24 protein-coding genes are annotated in these 23476 nt (G+C 41.1%); 6 read left to right on the top strand and 18 right to left on the bottom strand.

Annotated features, from left to right (window positions below):
• Positions 1–164: 164 nt before the first annotated feature.
• From BW961_RS12395 to BW961_RS12385, 3 genes are all read right to left on the bottom strand, one after another.
• A complete protein-coding gene (locus BW961_RS12395) occupies positions 165–380 on the bottom strand; it encodes a hypothetical protein (protein WP_068587308.1) in 216 nt (71 codons plus the stop codon).
• Between the two features lie 109 nt (positions 381–489).
• Positions 490–819, bottom strand: a complete 330-nt coding sequence (locus BW961_RS12390; RefSeq protein ID WP_068587306.1) for a hypothetical protein — start codon at positions 817–819, stop codon at positions 490–492.
• Between the two features lie 97 nt (positions 820–916).
• Positions 917–1489 carry a xanthine phosphoribosyltransferase gene (locus tag BW961_RS12385; RefSeq protein ID WP_068587383.1) on the bottom strand — a complete coding sequence of 191 codons (573 nt, stop codon included), beginning with the start codon at positions 1487–1489 and terminating at the stop codon, positions 917–919.
• A 151-nt stretch (positions 1490–1640) separates the two neighbouring features.
• Between BW961_RS12385 and BW961_RS12380 the strand changes: the two genes are divergently transcribed.
• The gene (locus tag BW961_RS12380) at positions 1641–2669 is read left to right on the top strand and encodes a YkvI family membrane protein (RefSeq protein WP_068587305.1); all 1029 of its coding nucleotides are present in this window, start codon (positions 1641–1643) and stop codon (positions 2667–2669) included.
• Here BW961_RS12380 and BW961_RS12375 read toward each other — a convergent pair.
• From BW961_RS12375 to BW961_RS12365, 3 genes are read right to left on the bottom strand one after another with little or no spacing between them, the layout of a single operon-like run.
• Positions 2644–5841, bottom strand: a complete 3198-nt coding sequence (locus BW961_RS12375; RefSeq protein ID WP_068587303.1) for an AAA family ATPase — start codon at positions 5839–5841, stop codon at positions 2644–2646. The two genes, BW961_RS12380 and BW961_RS12375, sit on opposite strands and share 26 nt — an antisense overlap.
• Positions 5841–7145, bottom strand: coding sequence for a metallophosphoesterase family protein (locus tag BW961_RS12370; RefSeq protein ID WP_068587301.1), 1305 nt, complete (start codon positions 7143–7145; stop codon positions 5841–5843). The genes BW961_RS12375 and BW961_RS12370 overlap by 1 nt, the downstream gene beginning before the upstream one ends.
• Positions 7145–8284 (bottom strand): glycosyltransferase family 4 protein, encoded by a 1140-nt coding sequence (locus BW961_RS12365; RefSeq protein WP_068587299.1) that lies wholly within the window; start codon positions 8282–8284, stop codon positions 7145–7147. The genes BW961_RS12370 and BW961_RS12365 overlap by 1 nt, the downstream gene beginning before the upstream one ends.
• Positions 8285–8445: 161 nt before the next feature.
• On the opposite strand from BW961_RS12365, the gene BW961_RS12360 reads away from it, so the two are divergent.
• Positions 8446–9591: a GGDEF domain-containing protein gene (locus BW961_RS12360; protein WP_170878560.1), complete on the top strand. Its 1146-nt coding sequence runs from the start codon at positions 8446–8448 to the stop codon at positions 9589–9591.
• A 106-nt stretch (positions 9592–9697) separates the two neighbouring features.
• On the top strand, positions 9698–10135 hold the full coding sequence (locus tag BW961_RS12355; protein WP_068587380.1) for a MarR family winged helix-turn-helix transcriptional regulator: 438 nt from the start codon (positions 9698–9700) through the stop codon (positions 10133–10135).
• Positions 10136–10210: 75 nt separating this feature from the next.
• On the opposite strand, the gene BW961_RS12350 is transcribed toward BW961_RS12355, so the two are convergent.
• The 6 genes from BW961_RS12350 to BW961_RS12325 all read right to left on the bottom strand — a co-directional run bounded on the left by BW961_RS12350 (position 10211) and on the right by BW961_RS12325 (position 14992).
• Positions 10211–10636, bottom strand: coding sequence for an Ohr family peroxiredoxin (locus BW961_RS12350; RefSeq protein WP_068587297.1), 426 nt, complete (start codon positions 10634–10636; stop codon positions 10211–10213).
• A 182-nt stretch (positions 10637–10818) separates the two neighbouring features.
• Complete coding sequence (locus BW961_RS12345; RefSeq protein ID WP_068587378.1) at positions 10819–11619, bottom strand: Cof-type HAD-IIB family hydrolase; 801 nt, start codon at positions 11617–11619, stop codon at positions 10819–10821.
• A 47-nt stretch (positions 11620–11666) separates the two neighbouring features.
• Complete coding sequence (locus BW961_RS12340) at positions 11667–12416, bottom strand: pseudouridine synthase (RefSeq protein WP_068587295.1); 750 nt, start codon at positions 12414–12416, stop codon at positions 11667–11669.
• Positions 12417–12589: 173 nt separating this feature from the next.
• Positions 12590–13060 carry a DUF309 domain-containing protein gene (locus tag BW961_RS12335; RefSeq protein ID WP_068587293.1) on the bottom strand — a complete coding sequence of 157 codons (471 nt, stop codon included), beginning with the start codon at positions 13058–13060 and terminating at the stop codon, positions 12590–12592.
• Positions 13050–13862 carry a GTP diphosphokinase gene (gene yjbM / locus BW961_RS12330; protein ID WP_068587376.1) on the bottom strand — a complete coding sequence of 271 codons (813 nt, stop codon included), beginning with the start codon at positions 13860–13862 and terminating at the stop codon, positions 13050–13052. Before yjbM ends, BW961_RS12335 begins: the two co-directional genes overlap by 11 nt.
• 35 nt (positions 13863–13897) lie before the next feature.
• The gene (locus BW961_RS12325; protein WP_068587374.1) at positions 13898–14992 is read right to left on the bottom strand and encodes a quinone-dependent dihydroorotate dehydrogenase; all 1095 of its coding nucleotides are present in this window, start codon (positions 14990–14992) and stop codon (positions 13898–13900) included.
• Between the two features lie 186 nt (positions 14993–15178).
• On the opposite strand from BW961_RS12325, the gene BW961_RS31575 reads away from it, so the two are divergent.
• Entirely contained in the window at positions 15179–15313 is a 135-nt protein-coding gene (locus tag BW961_RS31575) for a hypothetical protein (RefSeq protein ID WP_280175203.1), read from the top strand.
• Here BW961_RS31575 and BW961_RS12320 read toward each other — a convergent pair.
• The 3 genes from BW961_RS12320 to BW961_RS12310 form a co-directional block, all read right to left on the bottom strand.
• A complete protein-coding gene (locus BW961_RS12320; RefSeq protein ID WP_068587291.1) occupies positions 15310–16719 on the bottom strand; it encodes a L,D-transpeptidase in 1410 nt (469 codons plus the stop codon). The genes BW961_RS31575 and BW961_RS12320 overlap by 4 nt on opposite strands.
• A gap of 116 nt (positions 16720–16835) precedes the next feature.
• Positions 16836–17078 (bottom strand): ferredoxin, encoded by a 243-nt coding sequence (locus BW961_RS12315; RefSeq protein ID WP_068587289.1) that lies wholly within the window; start codon positions 17076–17078, stop codon positions 16836–16838.
• A 127-nt stretch (positions 17079–17205) separates the two neighbouring features.
• Positions 17206–18498: a DNA polymerase IV gene (locus BW961_RS12310; RefSeq protein ID WP_068587287.1), complete on the bottom strand. Its 1293-nt coding sequence runs from the start codon at positions 18496–18498 to the stop codon at positions 17206–17208.
• Between the two features lie 182 nt (positions 18499–18680).
• Between BW961_RS12310 and cimA the strand changes: the two genes are divergently transcribed.
• Positions 18681–20300 (top strand): citramalate synthase, encoded by a 1620-nt coding sequence (gene cimA / locus BW961_RS12305; protein WP_068587284.1) that lies wholly within the window; start codon positions 18681–18683, stop codon positions 20298–20300.
• A gap of 54 nt (positions 20301–20354) precedes the next feature.
• Here cimA and BW961_RS12300 read toward each other — a convergent pair whose 3' ends face one another.
• Entirely contained in the window at positions 20355–20906 is a 552-nt protein-coding gene (locus tag BW961_RS12300) for a TlpA disulfide reductase family protein (RefSeq protein ID WP_068587282.1), read from the bottom strand.
• 228 nt (positions 20907–21134) lie between these two features.
• Between BW961_RS12300 and BW961_RS12295 the strand changes: the two genes are divergently transcribed.
• Complete coding sequence (locus BW961_RS12295) at positions 21135–21611, top strand: M67 family metallopeptidase (protein ID WP_068587279.1); 477 nt, start codon at positions 21135–21137, stop codon at positions 21609–21611.
• On the opposite strand, the gene BW961_RS12290 is transcribed toward BW961_RS12295, so the two are convergent.
• Both BW961_RS12290 and BW961_RS12285 read right to left on the bottom strand, forming a co-directional pair.
• Complete coding sequence (locus BW961_RS12290) at positions 21597–22334, bottom strand: exonuclease domain-containing protein (RefSeq protein ID WP_068587277.1); 738 nt, start codon at positions 22332–22334, stop codon at positions 21597–21599. The genes BW961_RS12295 and BW961_RS12290 overlap by 15 nt on opposite strands.
• On the bottom strand, positions 22331–23410 hold the full coding sequence (locus BW961_RS12285; RefSeq protein ID WP_068587275.1) for a DUF294 nucleotidyltransferase-like domain-containing protein: 1080 nt from the start codon (positions 23408–23410) through the stop codon (positions 22331–22333). The genes BW961_RS12290 and BW961_RS12285 overlap by 4 nt, the downstream gene beginning before the upstream one ends.
• Positions 23411–23476: the final 66 nt, after the last annotated feature.

The following is a 23476-nucleotide window of genomic DNA, read 5'->3' as shown; positions in this document are numbered from 1 at the left end:
AATCCTCTTGGCCGCATCCTATCTTAAAGAAAAGAAGCCTTAATTAATAAGGCTTCTTTTCTATTTGTCTAATTGTATACAATGAAAAAACCGTCCAAATTCGGACGGCTCCTGTACTTCTTACTTCGATGATAAGATCTGATCTCCATTGATAGACTTGTCCATTATGCGAATAGATCTGGACGTGGCTCACTTGCTAATTGATAGAAGTACTTTCGATCCAACTTAACCACATTACGATTAGGTCGACGAATTAATACCTGATACTCATCCCAAGCCACGACAATGCCTCTTACATCATTGCTCTTTTCTGAATCACGTACGACGCGAACCTTCTCTCCACCAACACGAAAAGCATTCAATTCCTCATCACTAATCATTTATTTCACTCTCCTAGGCACGTGTCTCACAAAAAAGACCTAAATAATTATATTTAGGCCATATCGTTGGATCTCTATAGTTAAGAAAAAAGTAGATTATTATCCATGATTACCGTTGTGCATGTTCTTTGCTATCGTTCTTCTCAAACCAGAAATCTAACACTGTAGCTGACATCACTCGACTGTCTAAGTACGCCACTTGTTGAGTTGTGAACAATTCCTTCCACGAAAAGGTGAGTTCCTCACATAAGCTCACAACAGTCAATAATTCTGACCAGGCGACATAACGCTTATACCAAAAAAATTGAGGATGTTCAAGCATATAGGGATATAGATCATCAAACTCTGTGTGCTTACAATCCAGTGCACGTTCGAAATGATCCTTGGATGCGGCCAACTTATCAATAAAGAATTGTTCTGATACCGGTTCTTTCCCCATTGTGTTGCCTCCTCTCTCCTTCTTATACTTTATATTATAAGCGATAAATAACAAGCTGCAAAGTCATTGCAAGAAATTGGGCTTGGTCCATTATCGACTATTCACCAAAGGTTATCGTCCCATTGGTTAGCGATTCAATCTTTACAAGTGATTCTAACGTGATGCCTTGTTCTCTTATCGTCCGTGCCCCTGCTTGGAAACATTTCTCGATTACGATCCCAAGACCTATTAATTCCGCTCCAGAACGTTCAATGATCTTGATCAATCCTCTAGCCGCATCTCCGTTAGCAATAATATCATCGATAAATAACACGCGGTCTTCACTATTTAAGTACTGACGCGATAACATAATGTCTGTCACAATACCCTTTGTAAAAGAAGGAACACGTTCACAGTATGCATCTTCATCAGCAAGCAGTGTTTTTTTACGGCGTGCAAATACGAGAGGTACTCCGAGTTCATAAGCAGTAGCAAAAGCAACCGCAATCCCAGAGGATTCAACCGTAAGTACTCGCGTTATACCCGATTCCTTAAATCTTGCTGCGAACTCACGTCCCATCTCCATCGTGAGTTGTGGATCCACTTGATGATTCAATAATCCATCCAATTTCAACACCTGATCAGATAGGATCACGCCTTCTTCAATAATACGTTGTTTTAATAATTCCATCATGTTATTTGCCCTCCCAAGCCAATCCTTTGACGTTAAAATACCATATTTCAAGCCTATACATCAAGTTATTTGGACATGTTACAGTCATGTCCTTCTCATTTCCAACATACCTTGTACTAATATCAGTATTCGTTCAAGGAGGAAAAGGATGAAAAACGCTGTCCGGATTATGCAAATTGCATTCACTTACATAGGTACCGTTGTTGGCGCAGGATTTGCCACTGGACAGGAAATTCTCCAGTTCTTCACCCAATATGGCAAATGGGCTACATTGACCATTATTCTTTCATCCGTCCTCTTTATTTGGTTAGGTACGAAAATGATGATCATCTCTCGACAAATTCGTGCCAAATCATATGAGGATCTCAACAAACATCTATTTGGAAATAAGTCAGGTGGATACATCAGTATTATCATGCTGTTCGTTCTCATCGGGGTAAATAGCATCATGCTAGCAGGCGCCGGTTCCGTATTTGTCCAACACCTCAATCTACATTACCAGACGGGTCTTATCCTAACCGTGGTTGCATCGTATTTCCTGCTCAATCGAGGCATGAACTCCATTATGAACATGAACAGTATCGTTGTTCCCATGATGTTGACTCTTTCACTACTCATTATCTCCAGTACATGGCAAATGCCCAATGCAGATAGCTTTCTAACCTTATCTACAGACCGTAACCTAACCATGGCATGGTTATCACCCATTCTATACACGGCTTTCAATCTCGTAATGGCTCAAGCTGTGCTCGTACCTCTTGGTAGCCATACAGAGAGTATCTCAGCCATTAGATGGGGAGGCATACTCGGGGGGCTAGGTGTAGGCTTTATGTTAATGGCCGCGCATTTTGCGATGTCAGCGAATATGCCTGGCATTATGCAATATGAAATCCCCATGGGAAGCATCGCTTTTCAATTGGGCGTTGTCGTACAAATGATCTACGTATTGCTCATTTTCTTAGAAATATTTACAACATTTGTTGCAGACGTATACGGTGTCACCTTACAGCTACAACAGCATTTTAAATATTCTCCCAAATTAATCGCGATTGCCGTCATGATGTTATGCTTTCTGTTCAGTCAATTCGGCTTCAGTAATTTGTTATCCATCTTATATCCATTATTCGGTTTCCTTAGCTTACTATGGGTCGTCAAACTGATGGTTGTAAAGAAATAACATGTACAGTCGGATCAATGCTCCGAATATGCTTAACTACGTAGGGATGACAAGTCATCATAATAATTTGACGAGTTAAGGAGATCTCCTGAAGTAGGGATAATGCCGAAATCATTCGTTCCTCATCGAAATTAACGAAGATATCATCAAAAAGTAGAGGGATTGCTGTTGTTGTATTCATCGTATTGGCTAACGCGAATCTCATAGCTAAATACATTTGTTCAGCTGTCCCACGGCTTAATTTACCACTATCGATCAGACCTAAATCACGATGTTCAGCAAGTAGCTCCTTCGCACCTAATTTCATCACAATCCGGGTATAGGCCCCATTCGTTAATCGTTCGAAATATATGGAAGCCATCTTCAAGACTTGCGGTTGCTTTTCCTCTTCATAAATACGGCGAGTTCTAGAGATGAGTTCCGCACAAATAGACATCACCGCATAATTCGTAGTCATTTCTTTCAATGCTGCTTTCTGCTCTTCTAATTGCTGAAGTGCAGTATCATGAAGGCATAACAACTCCAATTGATCTTTCTCTTGTAACAATCTTCCATGCTGCTGTTGTAATTCGTTCCAATGTACTTCAACCTCGTTCATCTTCAGTTCATGGTTGTTGCATGCCAATTCTAATTCCGTCTCATCCTGCGTATTCAACACATGCAGGATTTCTTCTCTACGTCGATCATCGATGCCGCTAAACATTACAATCTCTAATTGGCGAATGTTACCCGATAATTCTTGGCGGCGACTGTATATTCTCCCGTATCGCAAGAAATCCTCTCCACTATTTGCCTGTCCCTCGGTCATCAGTTCTTGCATGAGAGTGGAGATACGCTGCAGATCATCCGTTACAAGCTTTGCATCTTCTTTGACTGCCTCTAATCTAGATAATAACCCACTGCGTTTACGGAGAACTTCCTGGTAGTCGATCCATTCCTTCTTCTTCAACTCGATAAATGCCCCAGGAGACAAGTCCGTATTGTCTGCTCCTATAGGTAAGAGACTAGAAATATCACGTTCATATTCAAGACAATCCTGTTGCAACTGGTGCTCTTTTCGACGTAGTTTGTCCAGGTTATCTATATTCTCTAACCCTTGCTCCGCAAGTCCAAACATATCAAGCACAGCTTCCGGTGAGAGTTGTTCATTTAATTCTCGCTCTTGTAACCAATTACCCCAACTTGTCTCAAGCTCTTCAAAGGTGTGCTCTTCCTTCGCCATGCTTTCTCCAAGCCTTGAAAGTTCACGAGAAAGCACATGAACACGTTCTTGACAAACCTTCTGTTCTGCATATAATTTATCCAACTTCTGTTGCCATGATTGCCAAACATCCATCATTTTACGCAATTCACGTATACTAGCTTCCAACTCTCCTGCATCTACAGAATTCCTCTTATAACCCTCACTTCCTGCAGCATTCAAGGGGTCTGTTATAAGCAAAGACATGAGCTTAGTTATCCGTTCAAGCTCACTTGATTCATCGGAGATAAGACTTATTTCAGTGCGCTTAACTTGTTGACGTGAAGACTTCATAACCACATTCCACAATAGAATGATATCCACTAATATTAATAGAGAGCCGAAGGAAACAGCTGCCTTCACAGAGCCCATACTCCACAACAAAAGTATAGGCGTGAGAATCGTTAAGATCCCGCTTCCCCACAAAAGATTAAGATACAACTTCTTCATCCGTCGTTGCACAACAACTTCACTATCTACTTGTCCACTGGCTGACAGCCTTAGTATTCGATTCTCACGCCACCGCTCAACAGCTCCTTGAAGTTCATTCCAGAGTGTGGCCATTTCTTGTGGACTATGAGGAACCATCATAGCAAATCGACTCCGCCCAGTATCTGTCTCTTCCTTGGCGACTTGTTGAGCTTTACGGTAATCGTCCTCTGCTAAATCTAGCTGCCGCCGTAGCTGTTGTGTTTCTTGTGCCAGACTTTCTATTCTGCGATCATAAGAGGCGAAACCCACAGCATATCGTCGGACCGATTCACGTTCACCAACTGAAGTAGAGAACTTCTGAAGTTCATTCCTCCTCCAAGCTGGATTAATCTGACGCAAAATATGAGTTAACCGCGTATCCAATGCATTTGCTTCGGCTTTTGTCTCTTCCCAATCTCTCTTTCTAACTTCGTACGATTCTCGACGATTGCTTAACCGCTCTATAACAGTACCTTGTTCCTCTAGTAGCTTATCATTCGGCAAGTTATCCAATTGAGCATGTAGTTCTTCTTGAATTCGGAGCACTTGAGTATGTCTTAGTGAGGCTACATTCTCTTCTCCTTGAAGTGACTCCCATCGTCGCAATCCCTCTTCAGGAAACGATGAGACCATCGGATAAGAAGAATGTTCCATCGTCGCTTCGGTCCACTTCAACCACATCGGTCTGATTTCCTTAGCTTTACGTAGCAATTGCACCTGTGCTGATTGCGCGTACCGATTACGCTCTTCTTGATGAAGTAATTGCACCGTTTCATTTAGCGTTATTGCATTCACATTATAGCGTTGAAGAAAGGAGCGGCTTTCGGCTATGTCTCTCTCAAGTTGCTCCATAGATTGCAGTACTTTCGCTATTTCTTGCACACGGCCCTTCGGTTTATAAATTTTCTCCATATCTTGAACAAGCTTTCGCTCTGCCTGAATAATTTCTCCGCCGCCGCCTATCCCCGCATGGAATAAATAGCTACTCATCTCGTCAGATTGCAGTGTACGTATTTCCTGTAGTTCGCTTAATGAGATCGCAAATAGCTGGTTAAATATTTCCCGGGACATACCTCCCAGTAGCTCACGTTCCATATCCTGTTGGGTAAAGTTACGAACTCGTCCATGTTCATCTGTCTTGGAAATTGTAAGTTTCTCCAATCGGCTTCCTGATCCTGTGCTTGCATCTCCAGATGTTGCAAACCGTGACACAGTCCATCTCGCCCCATCCTGATCTATTACAGTCAGCACACCACCATGTACTCCACCCGCGAGGGGCTCATATCTTTCCGTAGGATATGTACGACTAGGAATTCCAAATAGCATAGCTCTTACAAATTGCATAAGCGTACTTTTACCCGCTTCGTTAGGTCCCATGAATACCGTAATACCGGACTTTATCGTAATATCCTGTTCCTTCATTCGTCCAAAACCATGAATCTGAAGCCTTTCAATTCTCATCACTTTCTGCCTCCATCAGCAGCCTTATCGAGTAGTAACACTGCACCAAGCTCTCCGGCACGGTGCAGCCACTCCTGTCTCTCTTGTTCACTAGCTTCGCTTATAATCCGTCTGATCTCTCTGTTGCTCATTAATGGAGCCAATGCTTTCTCCACTAATTCTTTAGCTAACTCGTCATCTTGCTCTGCCTGAACCTCAAGACGCATCATTTCACCTAGGAAACTATCTTCTCCCATCATGTCAGTCCGATCGATTTCAATCCCCGATTGGAGAGAAATACTCTCGCTCCAGACTAATCCTTCGAAATGCCCACTCTCTGCTCTAGCTATTTCTCTACGTCGAAGTTCCTGCTCTAGCTCCCCTGCTACATGTCCATTTTCTAGTACACGATGTAACGCACTACGGCCTGTCATTATCCAGCGAACGATACTCATCTCTACAGGGCGAAGTTGTCGAATAGCATCGACCCTATCCTCAACTCGGATTCTCCATTCATCCTCATTGTGAATACCTTCAATCGATATTTCTTCGCGAAACCAACGAACACTGTCTAGTTCATGAAAGACCATCTGAAGCGAAGTATCTTCTAACACGTCCACAACATAGCAACCCTTAGGCCCCGTCTCCTTCACACTTCTTCCTTGAATGTTTCCTGCGTATACAATATGAGGATATTCCTGAATGACACGACGTTGATGAATATGACCTAACGCCCAATAATCATAACCCGATGCTTCTAACTCCTTTCGCGTACAAGGAGAATAGGTCTCATGTGCGGGATCTCCATCTACATTGGCATGATGAATCGCAATATGAAACAAATGAGACTCTGGATCTCTATGAAATTTCAAAGCTGTATTCTCCGTAACCTTGGACGTAGGATAAGAAATCCCACTTATGACTGCGACCTCTTGTTGATCACTCCGACGTCGAGCTATACAACTCTCAATCTCATCGCCGAACACATGTACATGCTCTGCATTCTTAATTTGAAGGCGAGGACCATCTAAAGGATCATGATTCCCATGAATAAGATAGACATGAATCCTGTGACTACCAAGTTCTTCGAATGCCGCTTGTAATGAGAGATGAGCTCTCAACGAGCTATCTGCTGCATCATATATATCGCCACTAATAACCATGAAATCCACTTGTTCCTCTATAGCCAGTGTCATTAAATGACGTAACGCAGTAAAAGTTGAATCCCTTAGATGTTGGCGTAAAGCATCCGACAACCCCTTCATTCCAGTGAATTTGCTGTCTAGATGTAGATCAGCGGTATGAATGAACCGAAAGGGAATCATTATTCCTCACTCTTTCTTCCGTCAAATTGTAAATACATTTTCTTGAGTTCGTTAACTACATGAGTCAATGAATAATGACTTTTCGCTTTCTCCCAAGCTGAACGGGCTAGCTCATAGCGATAGGATGGGTCACTAATGAGTTTCTCCAACGCATCACTTAGCGCTAGATAATCTTCCACAGGAACTAACAATCCATTAACCCCGTCTTCTATTTGCTCAGGAATCCCCCCCACATCCGTCCCCACAAGCGCAAGGCAACTTAGGGCCGCCTCAGCAAATACAGAACCGAATGCCTCTGCTCTAGATGGCAATACGAATATATCAAAGAAAGGAACAAATTCTTCTGGATGCAAGGTGTATCCATAAAATATCGTTTCATTATAAATACCTAAATCCTGTGCTAGTGTTTCCAATTCTTTACGGAAAGGTCCATCCCCAATAATATGCAACACATAATCATAGCCTCGTTTTTTCAGTTCGGCACATGCATTAAATAGAATATCTAATCCTTTTGCAGGAACTAAACGACAGACACATACGAGTTGCGGTACCTCATTCTCGTGAGGAACAGGTTTGAATCGCTTCTCATCAAATCCGTTCGGGATGACGTTAATAAGATCAGGGTGATCCACGTAAGAAGAAATATATCCCGCAAATGACTGAGATACCGTAATTAATCTTTCACTCTTCATTTCTAACTCACGATACAAGGACACTAGAAATTGATGTTCAAGTCCATTCTCCTCAATACGTCCATTGAGAATTAACTCTCGCTCATAACTTGAGTGTATCGTTTGGATGAGTGGAACATTTGGAAAAACATGCTTGAACGCTAGTCCTGCAATCGGATGATGCGCATGTATAAGCTCATATGGTTGTTGAATCCGCATGCGAGTCCACCAAATATAATCTCTGTATGTCTGAATATATTTCTGCACAATTTCACTCTCAGCATATACAGTCCAGTCGAACGTATCAAATACAATGTCTTCCCGTCCTTTATTCCGAAGTCTTCTAGGAAGCCAGAACATTTCCATCTCCCATCGTGAAGAACTGAAACGCTCCTGCATATAAGGAATCATGGAAGAAACACCACCTGGTTGCTCCGGTGGAAAAAAAAGTGCTTGAAGTAATCTCATTACGTATCCCTACTTTCTCTTATGCCCTTAACTATTCATAATTTGAGGATATATGGTATATTTAGAACATATGTTTCACATTTCATTACATAGAATACGTGCTCAATCTCTTTAAAAGAGTAGTTATGCAAACACGACAATTACAGGAACGAGGAATAACGATGCCATCTTCACCATGGTCCTCCCCTATTCTACCGGGGATCGCCTCAGCAATCGGTCTATACATTGTACTCATTATGACGGTAATGTGCCTCATTATGTATAGCAAACAACGCAAGAAGGCATACATTTATATGGTACTTGCCTTCCTCTTTATTATGACATATGAAGGGATGAACATCCATTTCAACCTTTCACACAACAATCAAGAACAATCCATTTGGTCGGCAAGAATGCAGGTCTTTTCCTTTCTCATGTTAAATGTCTCTGTCTATCTCCTGTATAGAAAAATGAGTAAGAAAGCCTATCTCATTCTTGGATTTATGTTCCTTCTTTTCCTTGCCCCCTTCTTTTCTTCAGGTTTATCGCTATTCAACATCAGTTCAGGGCAGATGCTCTATCTCAGCCTTTATCAAGGCGTTATTATTATCATAGGTCTCTCTATGATATCTCCACGAATTGGCCAAAGAGCTAAATATAATTTGGGCATTCTGATTATTCTAATTTGGGTTATCATGAATCTTATTTATCGATATGCCGACAATTGTGGTACTACTTTCATTAATGTGAGATTGTTTCTCCCTCTGATCTATTACACCTTTATCTTTTTTATATTGTTTGAACGAATTGTAGAGCAGATGCAATCTATCTATCGTTCCTCGATTACGGATGGATTAACTAACCTTTATAACCGTCGATTCTTCATGAAAAATGTAAATCGATATGTGGATCAGGGCCTGAAGGTCTCAGTAATCTTTTGTGATATCGATAATTTCAAGAAGTTGAATGACACACAGGGGCATGCAAAGGCTGACCAAGTGCTACAACAGGTATCTGCTATTCTAGAGGAAGAAGTATCGAGCTTTGGCTTGACTGGTCGATATGGAGGAGAAGAACTCGTAGCGGCAATCGTAGACAAACGTGCGAAAGTAAATCAGATAGCGGAAAGTGTGCGGGAACGTGTCGAACACGAGACCATCGTAACGATAAGCATTGGATATAGTAGTCTAAGAAAGAACATAACCGCTGATGAATTGGTGTCACAGGCAGATCAAGCCATGTATCGCTCCAAGACAACCGGTAAGAATAAAGTCAGTCCTTTTTATACATCTTCATCCACAAAAGAAGCCAAACAACTCTCCTCTTGATCTCAAAAATGGATAATGCTTTATTTTATAGGGTATAAAGATTATATTAAAGAGAAGTGTGATATGGATTTACCTATCACATGGACTACTATTAGCTGGTGATATGATGAAAAATAAGATAGAACATGTACTCGAAGATCAATTATGCTTCCTGCTTTATGCAAGTTCGAGGGAAATGACAAAGAAGTACAAACCACTGCTTGATAAACTGGATGTAACTTATCCTCAATATCTTGTCCTTCTTCTACTATGGGAACAAGATATACTCACAGTCAAAAAACTAGGTGAACTACTTTCTCTTGACTCAGGAACACTTACTCCGATGTTAAAACGTATGGAGCACAACGGTCTAATTGAACGTAAACGATCTACTCAAGATGAACGATCGGTAATGATTCAACTAACCGAAAAAGGACTTAGCCTACAGGTAGAGGCCTGCTTCATTCCTGAACGTATTGCGGACATGTCGGGTAAGGATAAAAAGACAGTTGAAGATTTAAAAGCCTCACTTCTACAGTTATTAAAAACTTTAGAAGAGTTCTAGTACAACAAGAAAAACGCTTGAGAAATCTCAAGCGTTTTTCTTGTTTGATCTGATGTGTATGATGCCATAACAATATTAATCTACTGTGATTTCAAAAGCTACGTCTATATTGCCACGAGTTGCTTTGGAATAAGGACACATTTCATGCGCTTTATGAACCAACGTTTCAAACGTCTCTTGATCTATCCCCGTTCCCTTTACGGCTAACTTTACAGCTATGCTATATTGATGCAGCTCGCCCATCAATAGACTGACACTAGCCGTAACTTTGGAATTAAAATTTACTTTCTCAATTTTACCAACAGATTGTAAAGCACTATCAAAACAAGCCGCATATCCAGCTGCAAATAGTTGTTCCGGATTCGTTGCTTCAGGTATCTCTATTGCCCTAGGGGTTCCAGGCATCGCAATTTCAACTGTAAAGTTTCCATCCTCAGAAACGGCTACTCCTTCTCTTCCCCCGGCAACTGTTACTGTTGTTGTAAATAATGTTTTTGTCATTATTAATCTCCCCTATCCATTTGTTTTTTGGTTGTGCACAATCTAATTGTATAACATTTAAATTGAAATAGCAATAATTACATCAAGGATCTACTATCTGTTATTAAACAAAATAAGACTACCTCAACCCGCTTGTTACGGAGAAAAGGTAGTCTTATTATTGTGTTATTTATCTTGTTTTATTATGAAAGGCAATGTTTAAGTAGCGCAACATGCACTCCGTCTTCATTATTCGATAGCGTTATTTCATCAGCGGCTGCTTTAACTTCTATCGGAGAATTATCCATAGCGATACCTTTACCTGCATAAGTAAGCATTGTAATATCGTTATGATAATTTCCTATAGCCAGAATTTCTTCCTGCTGAATACCGCGTTTTATAGCAAACTGTTTAAGTGCATTTCCTTTAGAAGCCTCTTTATCCATCAGATCAATGAAGTATTCTCCGCTACGAAGCATATTTAGATCAGATGTCCACGTGCTAAATTCCTTGTACGCCTCGTCTAATTGCGCTGGTTCACCGAACATCGTAAATTTAACGATAGGATCCTTCAAGTCGGTCCATGCTGGTAAATTAAAAGGTAAAGTCAAAAAGTTCTCATACATACTACGAACTTCTACTTTCAAATTCTCCACACTTTCAACGAACATTTCAAACGCTGTATTTACGTCAAAATGAATGTCCTTCTCGCGACAATATTCAATATATGGTGTTAAAGCCCCATGGTCCATTGAGAATTGATGAATAATTTCTCTTGTCTCCACTTTTGCAGTAGCTGCGCCATTATGGCTGATAACATATCCCATCAACCCCATCTTTTCCATAAAGGGGATGGAGTTCTGAGGGCCACGGCCTGTACATACAATAATTTCTGCTCCTTGCTTAGATACTTCTATTACCGTCTCCATTGTCTGTTCACTTATATCATGATCATCATTCAGAAGTGTGCCGTCAAGATCTAATGCAATTAGTTTGTATTTCATTTCTCCATCCATCCTTTTCTATCTCTATATTTATCTACATTTATTTATTATGATTCCTTAACTAACAAGGATAACTCCTCTGGGGTCAATTCTCGATATGTTCCAATTTCTAGTGTAGGATCAAGATTGAGTTGCCCCATCTGAACACGTTTGAGATAGATCACTTTTTTGCCAACAGCTTCAAACATCCGCTTGACTTGGTGAAACTTCCCTTCATGTATCGTAAGTGAAATCTTTGAAATCACCCGATCCCCATGCTCTTGACTATGCACAACTAACTCGCCAGGCAACGTCTTGTATCCGTCATCGAGCGTAACTCCAGCAGCAAACTGCTTAACATCATCCAACCCAACATCCCCATCTACAAGGGCCTCATACGTCTTAGGTACATGTCTTCGTGGAGACAACAAGCTGTGTGCAAGCTTTCCATCATTCGTTAGCAACAACAGGCCCTCTGTGTCTTTATCTAGTCTTCCCACAGGAAAGAGTTCAAACACGGAGTCCTTAGAGTCTATTAGATCTATTACTGTAGCTTCTCGCTTATCTTCCGTAGCGGACACAACCCCAGGAGGCTTATGCAACATAAGATAGATAAACTCTTTATATACAATGCTCTCGCCATTAACCTCAATAGAATCGTTATAAGGATCCACGTGCAAACCTCTATCTTTCACGATGACGCCATTCACCTTAATAAATCCCTGCTTCACCATGATTTTAATATCATTTCTCGAACCAATGCCTATATGAGCCAGAATTTTATCAATTCTTTGCGTCGTTCGTTTTCCTCCACTCATTGTGATGCCACCTCCCTCATAACTATAACTGCTAGTCTAACTTTTCTTTTTCACAAAACGACATGACAGATTAACTCAAACATATCTTCTATTTACGGAGCAACCCGCTATGATAACTCATAGCGGGTTGTTTCATACATTATACCAAAGGTAACATTGTCCACAAACCAAGGTTATTCATCAACATGTGTCTGTCTATTCCGCGGACGATCCGGCGGCTCCGGTCCCCGACGTTGCGGAATATTAGGTATAATTGTTCGTTTCGCACAATCTACCGCAAGTTGCAGTTCTGGATCAACAACAACAATGGTAAGGTCGTAATAAGGAAACGGAGACTCCTCATATTGCTCTAATTTCTTAGCATAGAGGCGAACATGGCTTACTAAGGATCCCATCTCGATACCAAGCGTGTCCACTGGGTATTTCTCCAATTGATCCGCAGCACTGTGCAGCATCTTCCTGCCACCTATTATATTGTTGTTACGGAAATGATACAGTCCTACAGCTACCTGAAGCAGGCCTTTATATAATGGATCACGATTATTATGAAGCCACAGCTCTTCTAGGACCTCATGACATTCGAAATAGTCTTGGTCTCGATTGAAATAGATAAGATAGGCAATATATAAATCCTCATATTTCATCAGGATTCTGACCCTTTTTTGTTAAAGCAATCAGTTGCTTCACTTCATCCAATAACAGCTTCATCTCATCCATATCATGTCTTTGCCAGATGTCATTAAATCGGTCTTGGAACCCAATGGCCTCGTTAACCAAATGGTAGAAATACAATTGGTGGATAAGATTAAGAACCTGTGTTGTAACATTTGAATCTTCTTCAAATTGCATCTGCGCTTCCAATATATCTTCACGGATACTCGACATCTCGTTATCTAGAATAGATGCCGCTTCTCCAGCCTTTGTCAATCGTTTGCGAATATTATCAGGTAAGCTCTCACGGTATTTATAACTAAGGGAATGTTCAATGGTAGCCCAGAAGTTCATCGCTAATGTACGAATTTGAATTTCGGCTAGCACAATTTTCTGTCCAAGAGCGGTCTGTACTGGATATTCAATAATCATATGAAAGCTACGGTAACCACTTTCCTTATAATTCGTAATATAATCTTTCTCATACAAGACTTTCAGATCTTTACGATTACGAATATATTCAGCTACCCGCCGAATATCTTCAACGAATTGGCACATGATCCGAATACCCGCTATATCCTCGATCCCACTCTCAAGTTGATCCATGGGAACATTAAGGCGCTTGGCCTTATTGAGAATGCTAGATATTTTCTTGACTCTACCTGTTACGAACTCAATGGGAGCATATTCTTCACGCTTCTTTAATTCAGAACGCATCGTCTTAAACTTAACTTTAAGTTCCTCTACTGACTGTTCATATGGGAGCAAAAACATGCTCCAATCCCTGTTATCTATCCCCATATTCCACCGAGCCTCCTATCTGTTCACCTTCAGTTATGATCTACACCTACCGCTTCCGATATATGCTTGAATCCATCCTGCTGTAGGCATTTTCTTAACTCTGCATGTATTCTCCGATTCACATCCGGCCCTTCGTAAATAAGGGCTGTGTAGATTTCAACCAGACTCGCCCCTGCCTTAATTTTCTCATAGGCATCCTTACCAGTAAAAATTCCCCCTGAACCGATAATCGGTAGGCGGCCATGACTCCGTTTATAAATGCGAGATATAATTTCTGTAGATCGGCTGCGTAGCGGTTTGCCACTCAGTCCTCCACTTTCCTTGGCGCTTTGATGATTCAACCCTTCACGAGATAAGGTTGTATTCGTCCCAATGACTCCTGATACGCCACTTGATTCAAGAACATCGATCATAGACTCAAGTTCTATATCACTCACATCTGGAGCAATTTTCACCAATATAGGCTTCGTAGCACCATGCTTAATGGACTGAGCCTTCATTTCTTCCATAATAAAGCCAAGAAGAGAAGATAGATCATTACCATATTGCAGATTACGCAAGTCCGGAGTATTCGGTGAACTAATGTTTACAACAAAGAAATCACCATAAGGATATAACGTACGAATACATTTCTGATAATCCATATAGGCTTCTTCGTTTGGCGTGTCTTTATTCTTCCCAATATTAATAGCTACGGGAATTCGTCGACTTCGACTTGTAGAAAGTCTTCGAGCCATAGCTTCAGCACCTTCATTATTGAAGCCCATTCGATTGATGAGCGCTTCATCTGATGGAAGTCTAAACAGACGCGGTTGCTCATTCCCAGGTTGTCCCTTTGGTGTAACAGTTCCCACTTCCATAAATCCGAACCCAATAGAAGAGAATCCCTCTACCGAAGCTGCATTCTTATCTAATCCCGCCGCGAGGCCAACCGGACTGTGAAAGTGTAATCCAAACAAATCAACTGCCAAATCCGATGTTTCCTTTACCCCCCATAACGAATTCAAAGCATGAGTTGCACCCGGTATGGAGCCCACAGTATGTAATCCTCCAACGACAAGATGGTGCGCTTTCTCCGGGTCTATTTTAAAAAATAACGGCTTAGCTATATTTCTATATAACACAGGTTTATCTTCAACTCCATCCACAATTTTCTCTATACTACATTTTAGCCTTTTACGGACTAAAAAGAAAGTAATTCACCCCTCAAAAGTTCCATATCATCTCCGAAATAGCGCTATAGCAATTTACAAACAAACCTATTACAATTGGGATAGCCATTGAAAATGATAGAGAGAGGGTTGATCTATATGACAGCCAAACGCAAACCACCGACACTTCATCAGAACAAACAAGAAGTAAACAAGAAAGCGGTATTATGGGTTGGTATCAGTGTATCTCTGGTTATAGTAGTCATGATCGTCTTACTTATTGTTAACAGTTAGAGCCAATGGTACGTTTTATGGGGGTTCGTCTGATCCTGCTTATGCTGGGTTTGATAACGATCTGTTGGAACCAGTATGTCATCAGGCAGCTCCCCTGTCACAATCCGTACTTTCGTACCTCTTGGAATGAGATCAAATAATTCTTCTACATCGTCCTTAGACATACGGACACAACCATTTGATTCATCGCGCCCAATACTATTAGGTTCATCCGTTCCATGAATAGCATACCTACTATCTGATAACTGCATCCCTCGGCTACCAAACTCCCCAGTTGCACTTCCGTTTGGGTTCACAACCTTGTCCGAAATAACAAATTCATCTTCTGGCGTCTTCGCCCCACCTAATCCTACTTTATAATTACGTAACATAATATTCCCACTAACAACTGCTAAGCGATGATTCTTTTTATCAACAATGACTTCTATAGGATCTTTGAAAAAGACGTCATCCCCTGAAGCTAATGCTGCTGATGCTGTTGGTGGTATATCACCTTTCTTCTGCACCAGAGTTGAAGAATCTTTCCCATTTCCACCGCCAGCGTATGCTGCATTAATCTCTCCGAAATGACGTTTCATAATATCCGTAGATCCAGAGAGCACATTACGAGGGAAAGGCTGAACCAATTCACTTAGACTGACGGGTACTCTACCTTCTTGTTGTGTGAAAGATCGGATCGCTCTCGAGAGAACCAACAAATTTTCCTGCTCCTTAATCCACGCCTCTGCAGATTGTTTAAGCTTTGGCTCCTCAGGCAGTTTACAATCACATTCATCCAGATTATAAGATTGATAAGTCACTGCGGAATCTTTACTTTTCTTTAGAGTAAAAGCAATCGGCATAGTGTGCTTCCATAGCAGCCATTTATCTTTTCTTTCCATCCCCAGTACAATCAAATTCACAGGCAAAGATCCTGGATGAGACAGCATCAAAGATAACGTACGCGACCTCTCTTGAATCGAACCTACCGCTTGAGCAGTAAATACAGGACTTGTTGCCTCACGTTGCTTATCATTCACATCAGTCACTAACCCAGGTTGCTGTTCACTATCACTTGTTACTATCTGCTCGTCCACATTAGAAGTACCGAGTTGTCCTGGGACATTAATCGTAGGTATAAAGAATAGAAGTATCATCACTAATCCAAGTAATAAATTACGGATTTTGTTCAAACGTCTCTCTTTATCACGTCCTTCCTTCAATACTTTATATTGGTGCTCCATCCAAAGATCATCTGGTACTTTGCTCAGTTCGAAAGCTTCATATACTTCTCCTGATTGATTGAAACAGTAATTAGCTTTACCTTCCTCACCGTTCTTTTCATATTCCTTGCCTAATAAGTACCATCCCATCTTATTATCAGAATGTAACTCTACATATTTTTTGAGGTATAACAAATCCTTCATCTGGACCTCCAAAATATTGTTTTATTTCTTATATCGGCAGAAATAGACAAAAAAAATAGACACTCACGCTCGGAACTTTACCGAATGAGAATGTCTAAACTTATTCAGAACTATTATTAACCCTCTTTATTAAAAGGTTCATCTGCAATCTTGATGGAGTCTGTAGGGCAACCATCACTTGCATCATCTAGATCATCATATAAACTTTCTGGAATTTCTGTATTACCACGATTACAATCACTCTTATAGATGACTTCAGCAATTCCCTCATCATCATAATCATAAATGTCTGGCGCTGTTGCACCACATGCTCCACATGCAATGCATGTATCTTTCTCAACCCATGTATATTTAGCCATTGTTCTCTCTTCCTCCTGTATACCCATTCATTACTGTCTATAAGTAAAAGATCATTAGCCATAATATTAAACCAAAAAAAATGAATTTTCAATTGATTTCAAACATAATTTCAAATCACTTTCACATTTATGACAAATTTTCATCTTCTTTATCCCTGAAATCCATCTGCAACGAAGTCCCTCTGATTTTATGGTTTCTAATTAGAACAGAGGGATCGTCACCTAGCATTCCAGCTGTCAGGACTGCATTCTCCCCGTACTTATTGCGTAATAAATCCATGGCTTTGGTTAAGGATTCTTTCTTAGGATGCTGTTCATAATTAAATAAATCTAATTGAATCGCTGAGTCTTCTTTTGGCATAAGTTGTTGCAACGTCACACCCAATAAGCGAACAGACTTATCCCAGCTCCAGTGTTCATTATATAATTGGCATGCTTTCGAATAAATATCCTCTGTATTCTCCGTTGGTGCACTGAGTGTATGCATTCGAGTGATCGTCTTCATATCAGGGGTACGAATGGTAATCTGGATCGCACCCGCAACCATTTGTTTACGTCGCAGTCTACGAGCCACCTGATCGCTCAGATTTAATAGAACCCTGTGAACATCTTCTTTCAAATAAATATCTGATGGGAGCGTCGTCGTGTGTCCTATCGACTTACTCTGTTCACGATTCTCTAACACAGGAGACTGATCCAGTCCATTGGCCGCCTGTTTCATCCATACACCTAACACACCAAATGTTTGTGTCAGCAGCATTTCTTCGCTGTTAGCTAACTGCCCTATCGTATGAATATTTATTTTCCTTAACTTATCAGCCGTTCTGCCACCAATACCAAATAATTGATCACACGGCTTATCCCACAAAATCTTAGGCACATCTCGAATACGAAGTACGGTTAACCCGTTAGGCTTGTTCATATCTGATGCCATCTTAGCCAATAATTTATTCGGGGCAATACCAACAGAGCACGGAAGAGACAGTTCCATATAAATTCTCTTCTGAATGATCGTGGCAATCTCCTGAGGGGTACCAAACTGCTTGGAGCCCGTGATGTCTAAATAACATTCATCGATTGATGTCGCTTCCATACAAGGAGTGTATTCGTAAGCTATCTTCATAAATGCATTAGAATATTTACGATAGGCAGTGAAATCGGGTGGTATCACGATCAAGTTAGGGCATTTCTTTAATGCTTGATTCACAAGCATTCCTGTCGAAACACCTAAGCGTCTAGCAGCATATGAGCAAGTCACGATTATCCCTTTGCGAAGTTCAACACTTCCCGCTACGGCTGTGGGCTTGCCACGATATTTATCGGGTTCTTCTGCTTCATGTACAGAGCAGTAGAAAGCATTCATATCGACATGAAGTATAACCCTGCCTTTCGCTGGATAATATTCATCGATTGTTCTCACGCTAAAATCCCTTCTTCATCTATATAAATGAACTCAAGAGTCAGCATAACCCCCGACTAACTATAGGTCAAGATCGAAGCACATTACAAAATATTCAATTCTTTGTTACATTCCAGTGTAGAAGTGATATAATTATGAACTATAAAAAACACGTTAAGAAAGACTTCCAAAGGAGGGCAACCATGTCTACATCTATTTCTATATTTGATACAACTTTACGAGACGGCACCCAAGGTGAAGGAGTCAGTTTATCAGCCGATGACAAATTAAAAATCGCCAAAAAACTAGACGATCTGGGTGTCCAATATATTGAAGGTGGTATTCCAGGAAGTAACAGTAAAGACATTGAATTTTTCAAAAGAGTTCAGTCCCTAGGACTTAATGCCAAGATCACAGCATTTGGGAATACACGTCGCAAAAATACAGAAGCCGCACAAGATGCTAATCTAAGATCAATGATTGACTCAGGCGCACAGGCTGCGACTCTGGTTGGTAAGTCATGGGACTTTCATGTGCATACTGCATTGCAGACAACATTGGATGAGAACCTCGCCATGATATACGATTCGATCTCGTTCCTCAAACAAAGTGGACTTGAAGTTGTATTTGACGCAGAACATTTCTTCGATGGTTACAAGAATAACCCAGAATATGCAGTTGCCGTTCTAAGAAAAGCAAAAGACGCGGGCGCAGATTGGTTGACGATGTGCGATACGAATGGCGGAACCCTGCCACACGAAATCTATGACATTGTCTCTACTATAAGCTCCAATGTACCTCAAGCTAATTTAAGTATTCATACCCATAACGACTGTGAACTTGCTGTAGCTAATACATTAAGCGCTATCCAAGCAGGAGCGCGCCAAGTTCAAGGAACGATCAATGGTTATGGAGAACGATGTGGAAATGCTAATCTTTGCTCAATCATCCCAACCCTTCAACTGAAGATGGGATACGATTGTATCGAACCTGCATCATTAGCCCAACTGACCAACACCGCCCGTTATGTAAGTGAAATTGCAAACGTGCACATGCCTGTGAATCAACCTTATGTTGGTAATGCAGCCTTTGCTCATAAGGGCGGTATCCATGTCTCTGCCATCCTTAGGGATTCACGTACCTATGAGCATATCGAACCAGAACTTGTAGGTAATAAACAACGAATCCTAGTATCCGAGTTAGCAGGTCAGAGTAATATTCTGTCCAAAGCACAGGAAATGGGCCTAGCATTCGATCCAAGCAACGAACAGTCCCGCAATGTCATTGATAAGATAAAGGATCTAGAACATCAAGGATATCAATTTGAAGCGGCAGACGCTTCATTAGAACTGATACTACGTGAAGCTAATGGACAGATTTCTGAATTATTTAGTTTCGAATCGTTCAAAATGCTTGTTGAGAAAAGTGCAGGCAACCCAGTTATTTCTGAAGCCTTCGTTAAATTGAAGATCGACGGCCAAAGTGTATATACCGCCGCAGAAGGAAATGGACCTGTTAACGCGCTCGATAATGCGCTTCGAAAAGCCCTTTCTCAGTCCTTTCCAATCCTTAAGGAAATGCATCTATCAGACTATAAGGTTCGTGTCTTAGATGAGAAAGACGCCACGGCTGCTAAAGTACGAGTACTTATTGAATCTAAAAATGTCGAACGCACATGGACGACCGTCGGAGTATCCGGCAATGTAATCGAAGCCAGTTGGGAAGCATTAGTCGATAGTATTCGCTATGCTCTATTGGGTCAAAGCACTCAGAATGAGAAAGAACTAAATATTAATGAACAACATGGCCTAATAAATCATTAAATCACAAATAATAAACCTCGATGGCCATAAAGTTGGCTATCGAGGTTTATTTGTTTAAGATTGAATTAACTTTTTCACTTTTTTCTCTAATTCTTTCTCCGAAACTGTCCCTAGAATAATTTCCTGAATGACCCCATGTTTATCAATTAACACATTCGTTGGGAATACGGCCCCTTTATATTGATCAAATACAGCCGCCTCTGAATCAAGCATTACCGGGAAGTTTATGTGATATTTGTCGATGAATTTCTGAGCATTTTTCTTATTATCATATTTGGTTACATTCATGCCATAAATACTAAGATCATTATGATACTTATCAGCTATTTTAATTAATTCAGGAGCTTCTTCCTGACATGGATCACACCACGAAGCCCAGAAATTCACAATGATGGCCTTCTCCTGCTCACCACCGACACGATACGTCTTCCCATCTAATCCAACCATTGTGAATGGGGGCGCTAATAATCCAGCTTCGGGACCCGTCTCTGTAGGCAGGGGTTTGTCCATTTGAAATACAGCTTGAACGCCCGAACCTGTATTTTGAGAAATAGCTATCGCAATCAGAATTAATGTGGCAATCACAATATATACGTTACGTTTCATGTAGTGATCGTTTCCTTTTCATTAAGTTATTACCTTTTATTCTACCCTCTTTCTTGAATAACTTACAATCGAATCATCTTAGTCTAACAAGCTGAACCGGTTGAACCATCCTTTTGAAGGACGGCACATCGGTTCAGCGGAAATATAAGATATAGAGTATGAAGTGAAACTTATAAAAAGGACTTCTGCATAAAAGCAGAAGCCAATGAGAGAGAGAGGTACGACACGATGACCAAGCTTTTAGTAAGTGATGAGGAAATGTTATTACATGCTGCCGCAGCTCGTGAACTTGTAGCGCACACCCTTCTCCATCTACCACATGAATCCTGTGGCGTCTTACTAGGTACTACCACAGCGGGTAGCATACGGATCGAGCAATTCCAGCCCATCCGTAACGTAGCGCCTGACCCGCTGCATGCTTTCATGTTTCATCCCGAGGAATGGGTCAAGTTCTGTTTACAACCTGAGAGACTCGTAGGAATTGTTCATTCCCACCCACATTCGCAACCTATCCCATCTCAAGATGACCTAACCAAATTAAGTGGGTATGGACAATTACTGGATGCTTATTTGATCTGTTCACCTAATCAGAGTGGCAACTCCATCATCATCCATTCCTATCGCATTATCCATCCTACATCCCATTCCAAGGCAGAAATCACAGATAGGTATCGACTATTGCGTACGCAATTAACAGTGACTTAAATGAGCATAAAGATCACCTAACGTATCTACCCTACGCTTTGAAATATCATTAAGGAAAGATTTCCACAGGTTAGCTGTCATCAAGGCATCCTCTAATGCATGATGTCTTCCTTTAATAGGAATATCACGATCTAGTAGTAATTCATCAAGCCCATATCCACCACGTTGTGGTTCAAGCCAGCGCGCGATCATCATCGTATCGATAACACGATGGCCTAAATTAACCTTTGATGTCTTCCATAAAGCCGCATTCAAGAACGCTTTGTCGTGAGCGCTACCATGAGCTATTAGCACCCGTCTCCCAACAAAGGACATAAAGTCATGTAAACCATTCATGAGCGTTGGAGCCTCATCATTCATCTCCTGCGTAATACCCGTTAATGCGGTGATATGATCTGGAACAAGCTTACGGCAGTTCACCAATGAATAGAACTTTTCTTCTGAAACGATCTCTTCACCCACCATCCTGACAGCACCAAATGATAAAATTTCATCGCCGTGTTGATGAGCAAAACCTGTCGTTTCAAGATCGAATACAACGGTCTCAAGTTTAGTTAAAGGAACACTAAGAACCTCAGGTCTTCGTTGCTCTCTCATGAGTGAGCGAATAAAAGCCATATGCTGAGCGGTAGGGGCTCCCATTACGGAAGCTATCGCAGACGGCATACCTCCCTGCCGAAACGTACTCCACAATCCATTGACACCCCGTACCGGCTCCTTCATAACTTTCTCCTCTCCGCAAAACGCAGCAACCGCTGTAATGCTCTATGGGTTCCTCTGATGACACCTAGGCTTTCACGGAGTTCGTGCATGATTGTTTTTTTCTTAAGTTCTTGTTCAGAGATATAGTTACTGCTGATTAACAATCCATCCGAAAGTGTACAAGGCGTACTCATCCTTAGCTGTATCGCCATGTCAAAGGCCTTTTGACAGCTTTCAAGCAGTACATTATCACTATCCAAAGATATTAACTTCTCCAACCTTTTCTTCGTTGTTGTTTCTCTCACATCTAACTGCAATGCCATAAACCTTACAAAATTAACCAAAGGGATGTAGACTCCATATTTGATATCGAAACCACCAGCATGATCTCCAAAACGTTCAGTCACCACTTGCCCTAAAATATTCAAGGTTGCTTTATGCCTAACTGTATTACGCAATATCGCATATTGCAGTTCAGGAACTTCTTTAAACCCTCGATAAAATATTCCTTTTAATTCATCGGTCAACCTTTGATCACCGGTAATATGACGCATATCTGCGGCAATAATTAGATAACGAATCGGCTCCCAACTCATGTCGCTTTGCCACTCAGCTAATGTCAGTTCCCATTCCTTCAAAGACTTCCTCCAGAGGGGTTCCGAGCACATCACCTTTCCTAGGCACTTCTCATATCCCAAATAAGCCAATTGCTCACACAGTATATTCGTAAATAATTCGAAGTATCGATCTTTAAATTCATTCGTTTCATCGCTTATAATAAGCCCATTATCTTGATCACTCCACAATGTGGATTCCTTACGTCCTGCGCTACCGAACACGATAAAAGAATATGGAACAGGAGGCGGTCCATAGCCCGCTTCCATCATTTCCTTCTCGCAGATTTCCAAGGCTTTCGTCGTGATTAAGTCATGCATTTGGTTAACTTGCATCATCCATTCTAAGATTGGTAGCTCAATCCGTTGTTGTTGCAAGTGCGTCTGATATTCTATACGCCGTTCCTTTAATTGACTCCACGAACTTGCAACAGGAATATCCGAGAAGTCCAAAACATAATCCGTTGAATTTATCGATTTCATGCGATCCCCCTCTCTTCTGATATTCCGGTACACACTTTAACCGAAATATCAGAATCTCATTCCCCT

This window comes from Paenibacillus macquariensis (assembly GCF_900156375.1).
Classification (GTDB): domain Bacteria; phylum Bacillota; class Bacilli; order Paenibacillales; family Paenibacillaceae; genus Paenibacillus_AQ; species Paenibacillus_AQ macquariensis.
This window is presented reverse-complemented; position numbering and strand designations above follow the sequence as displayed.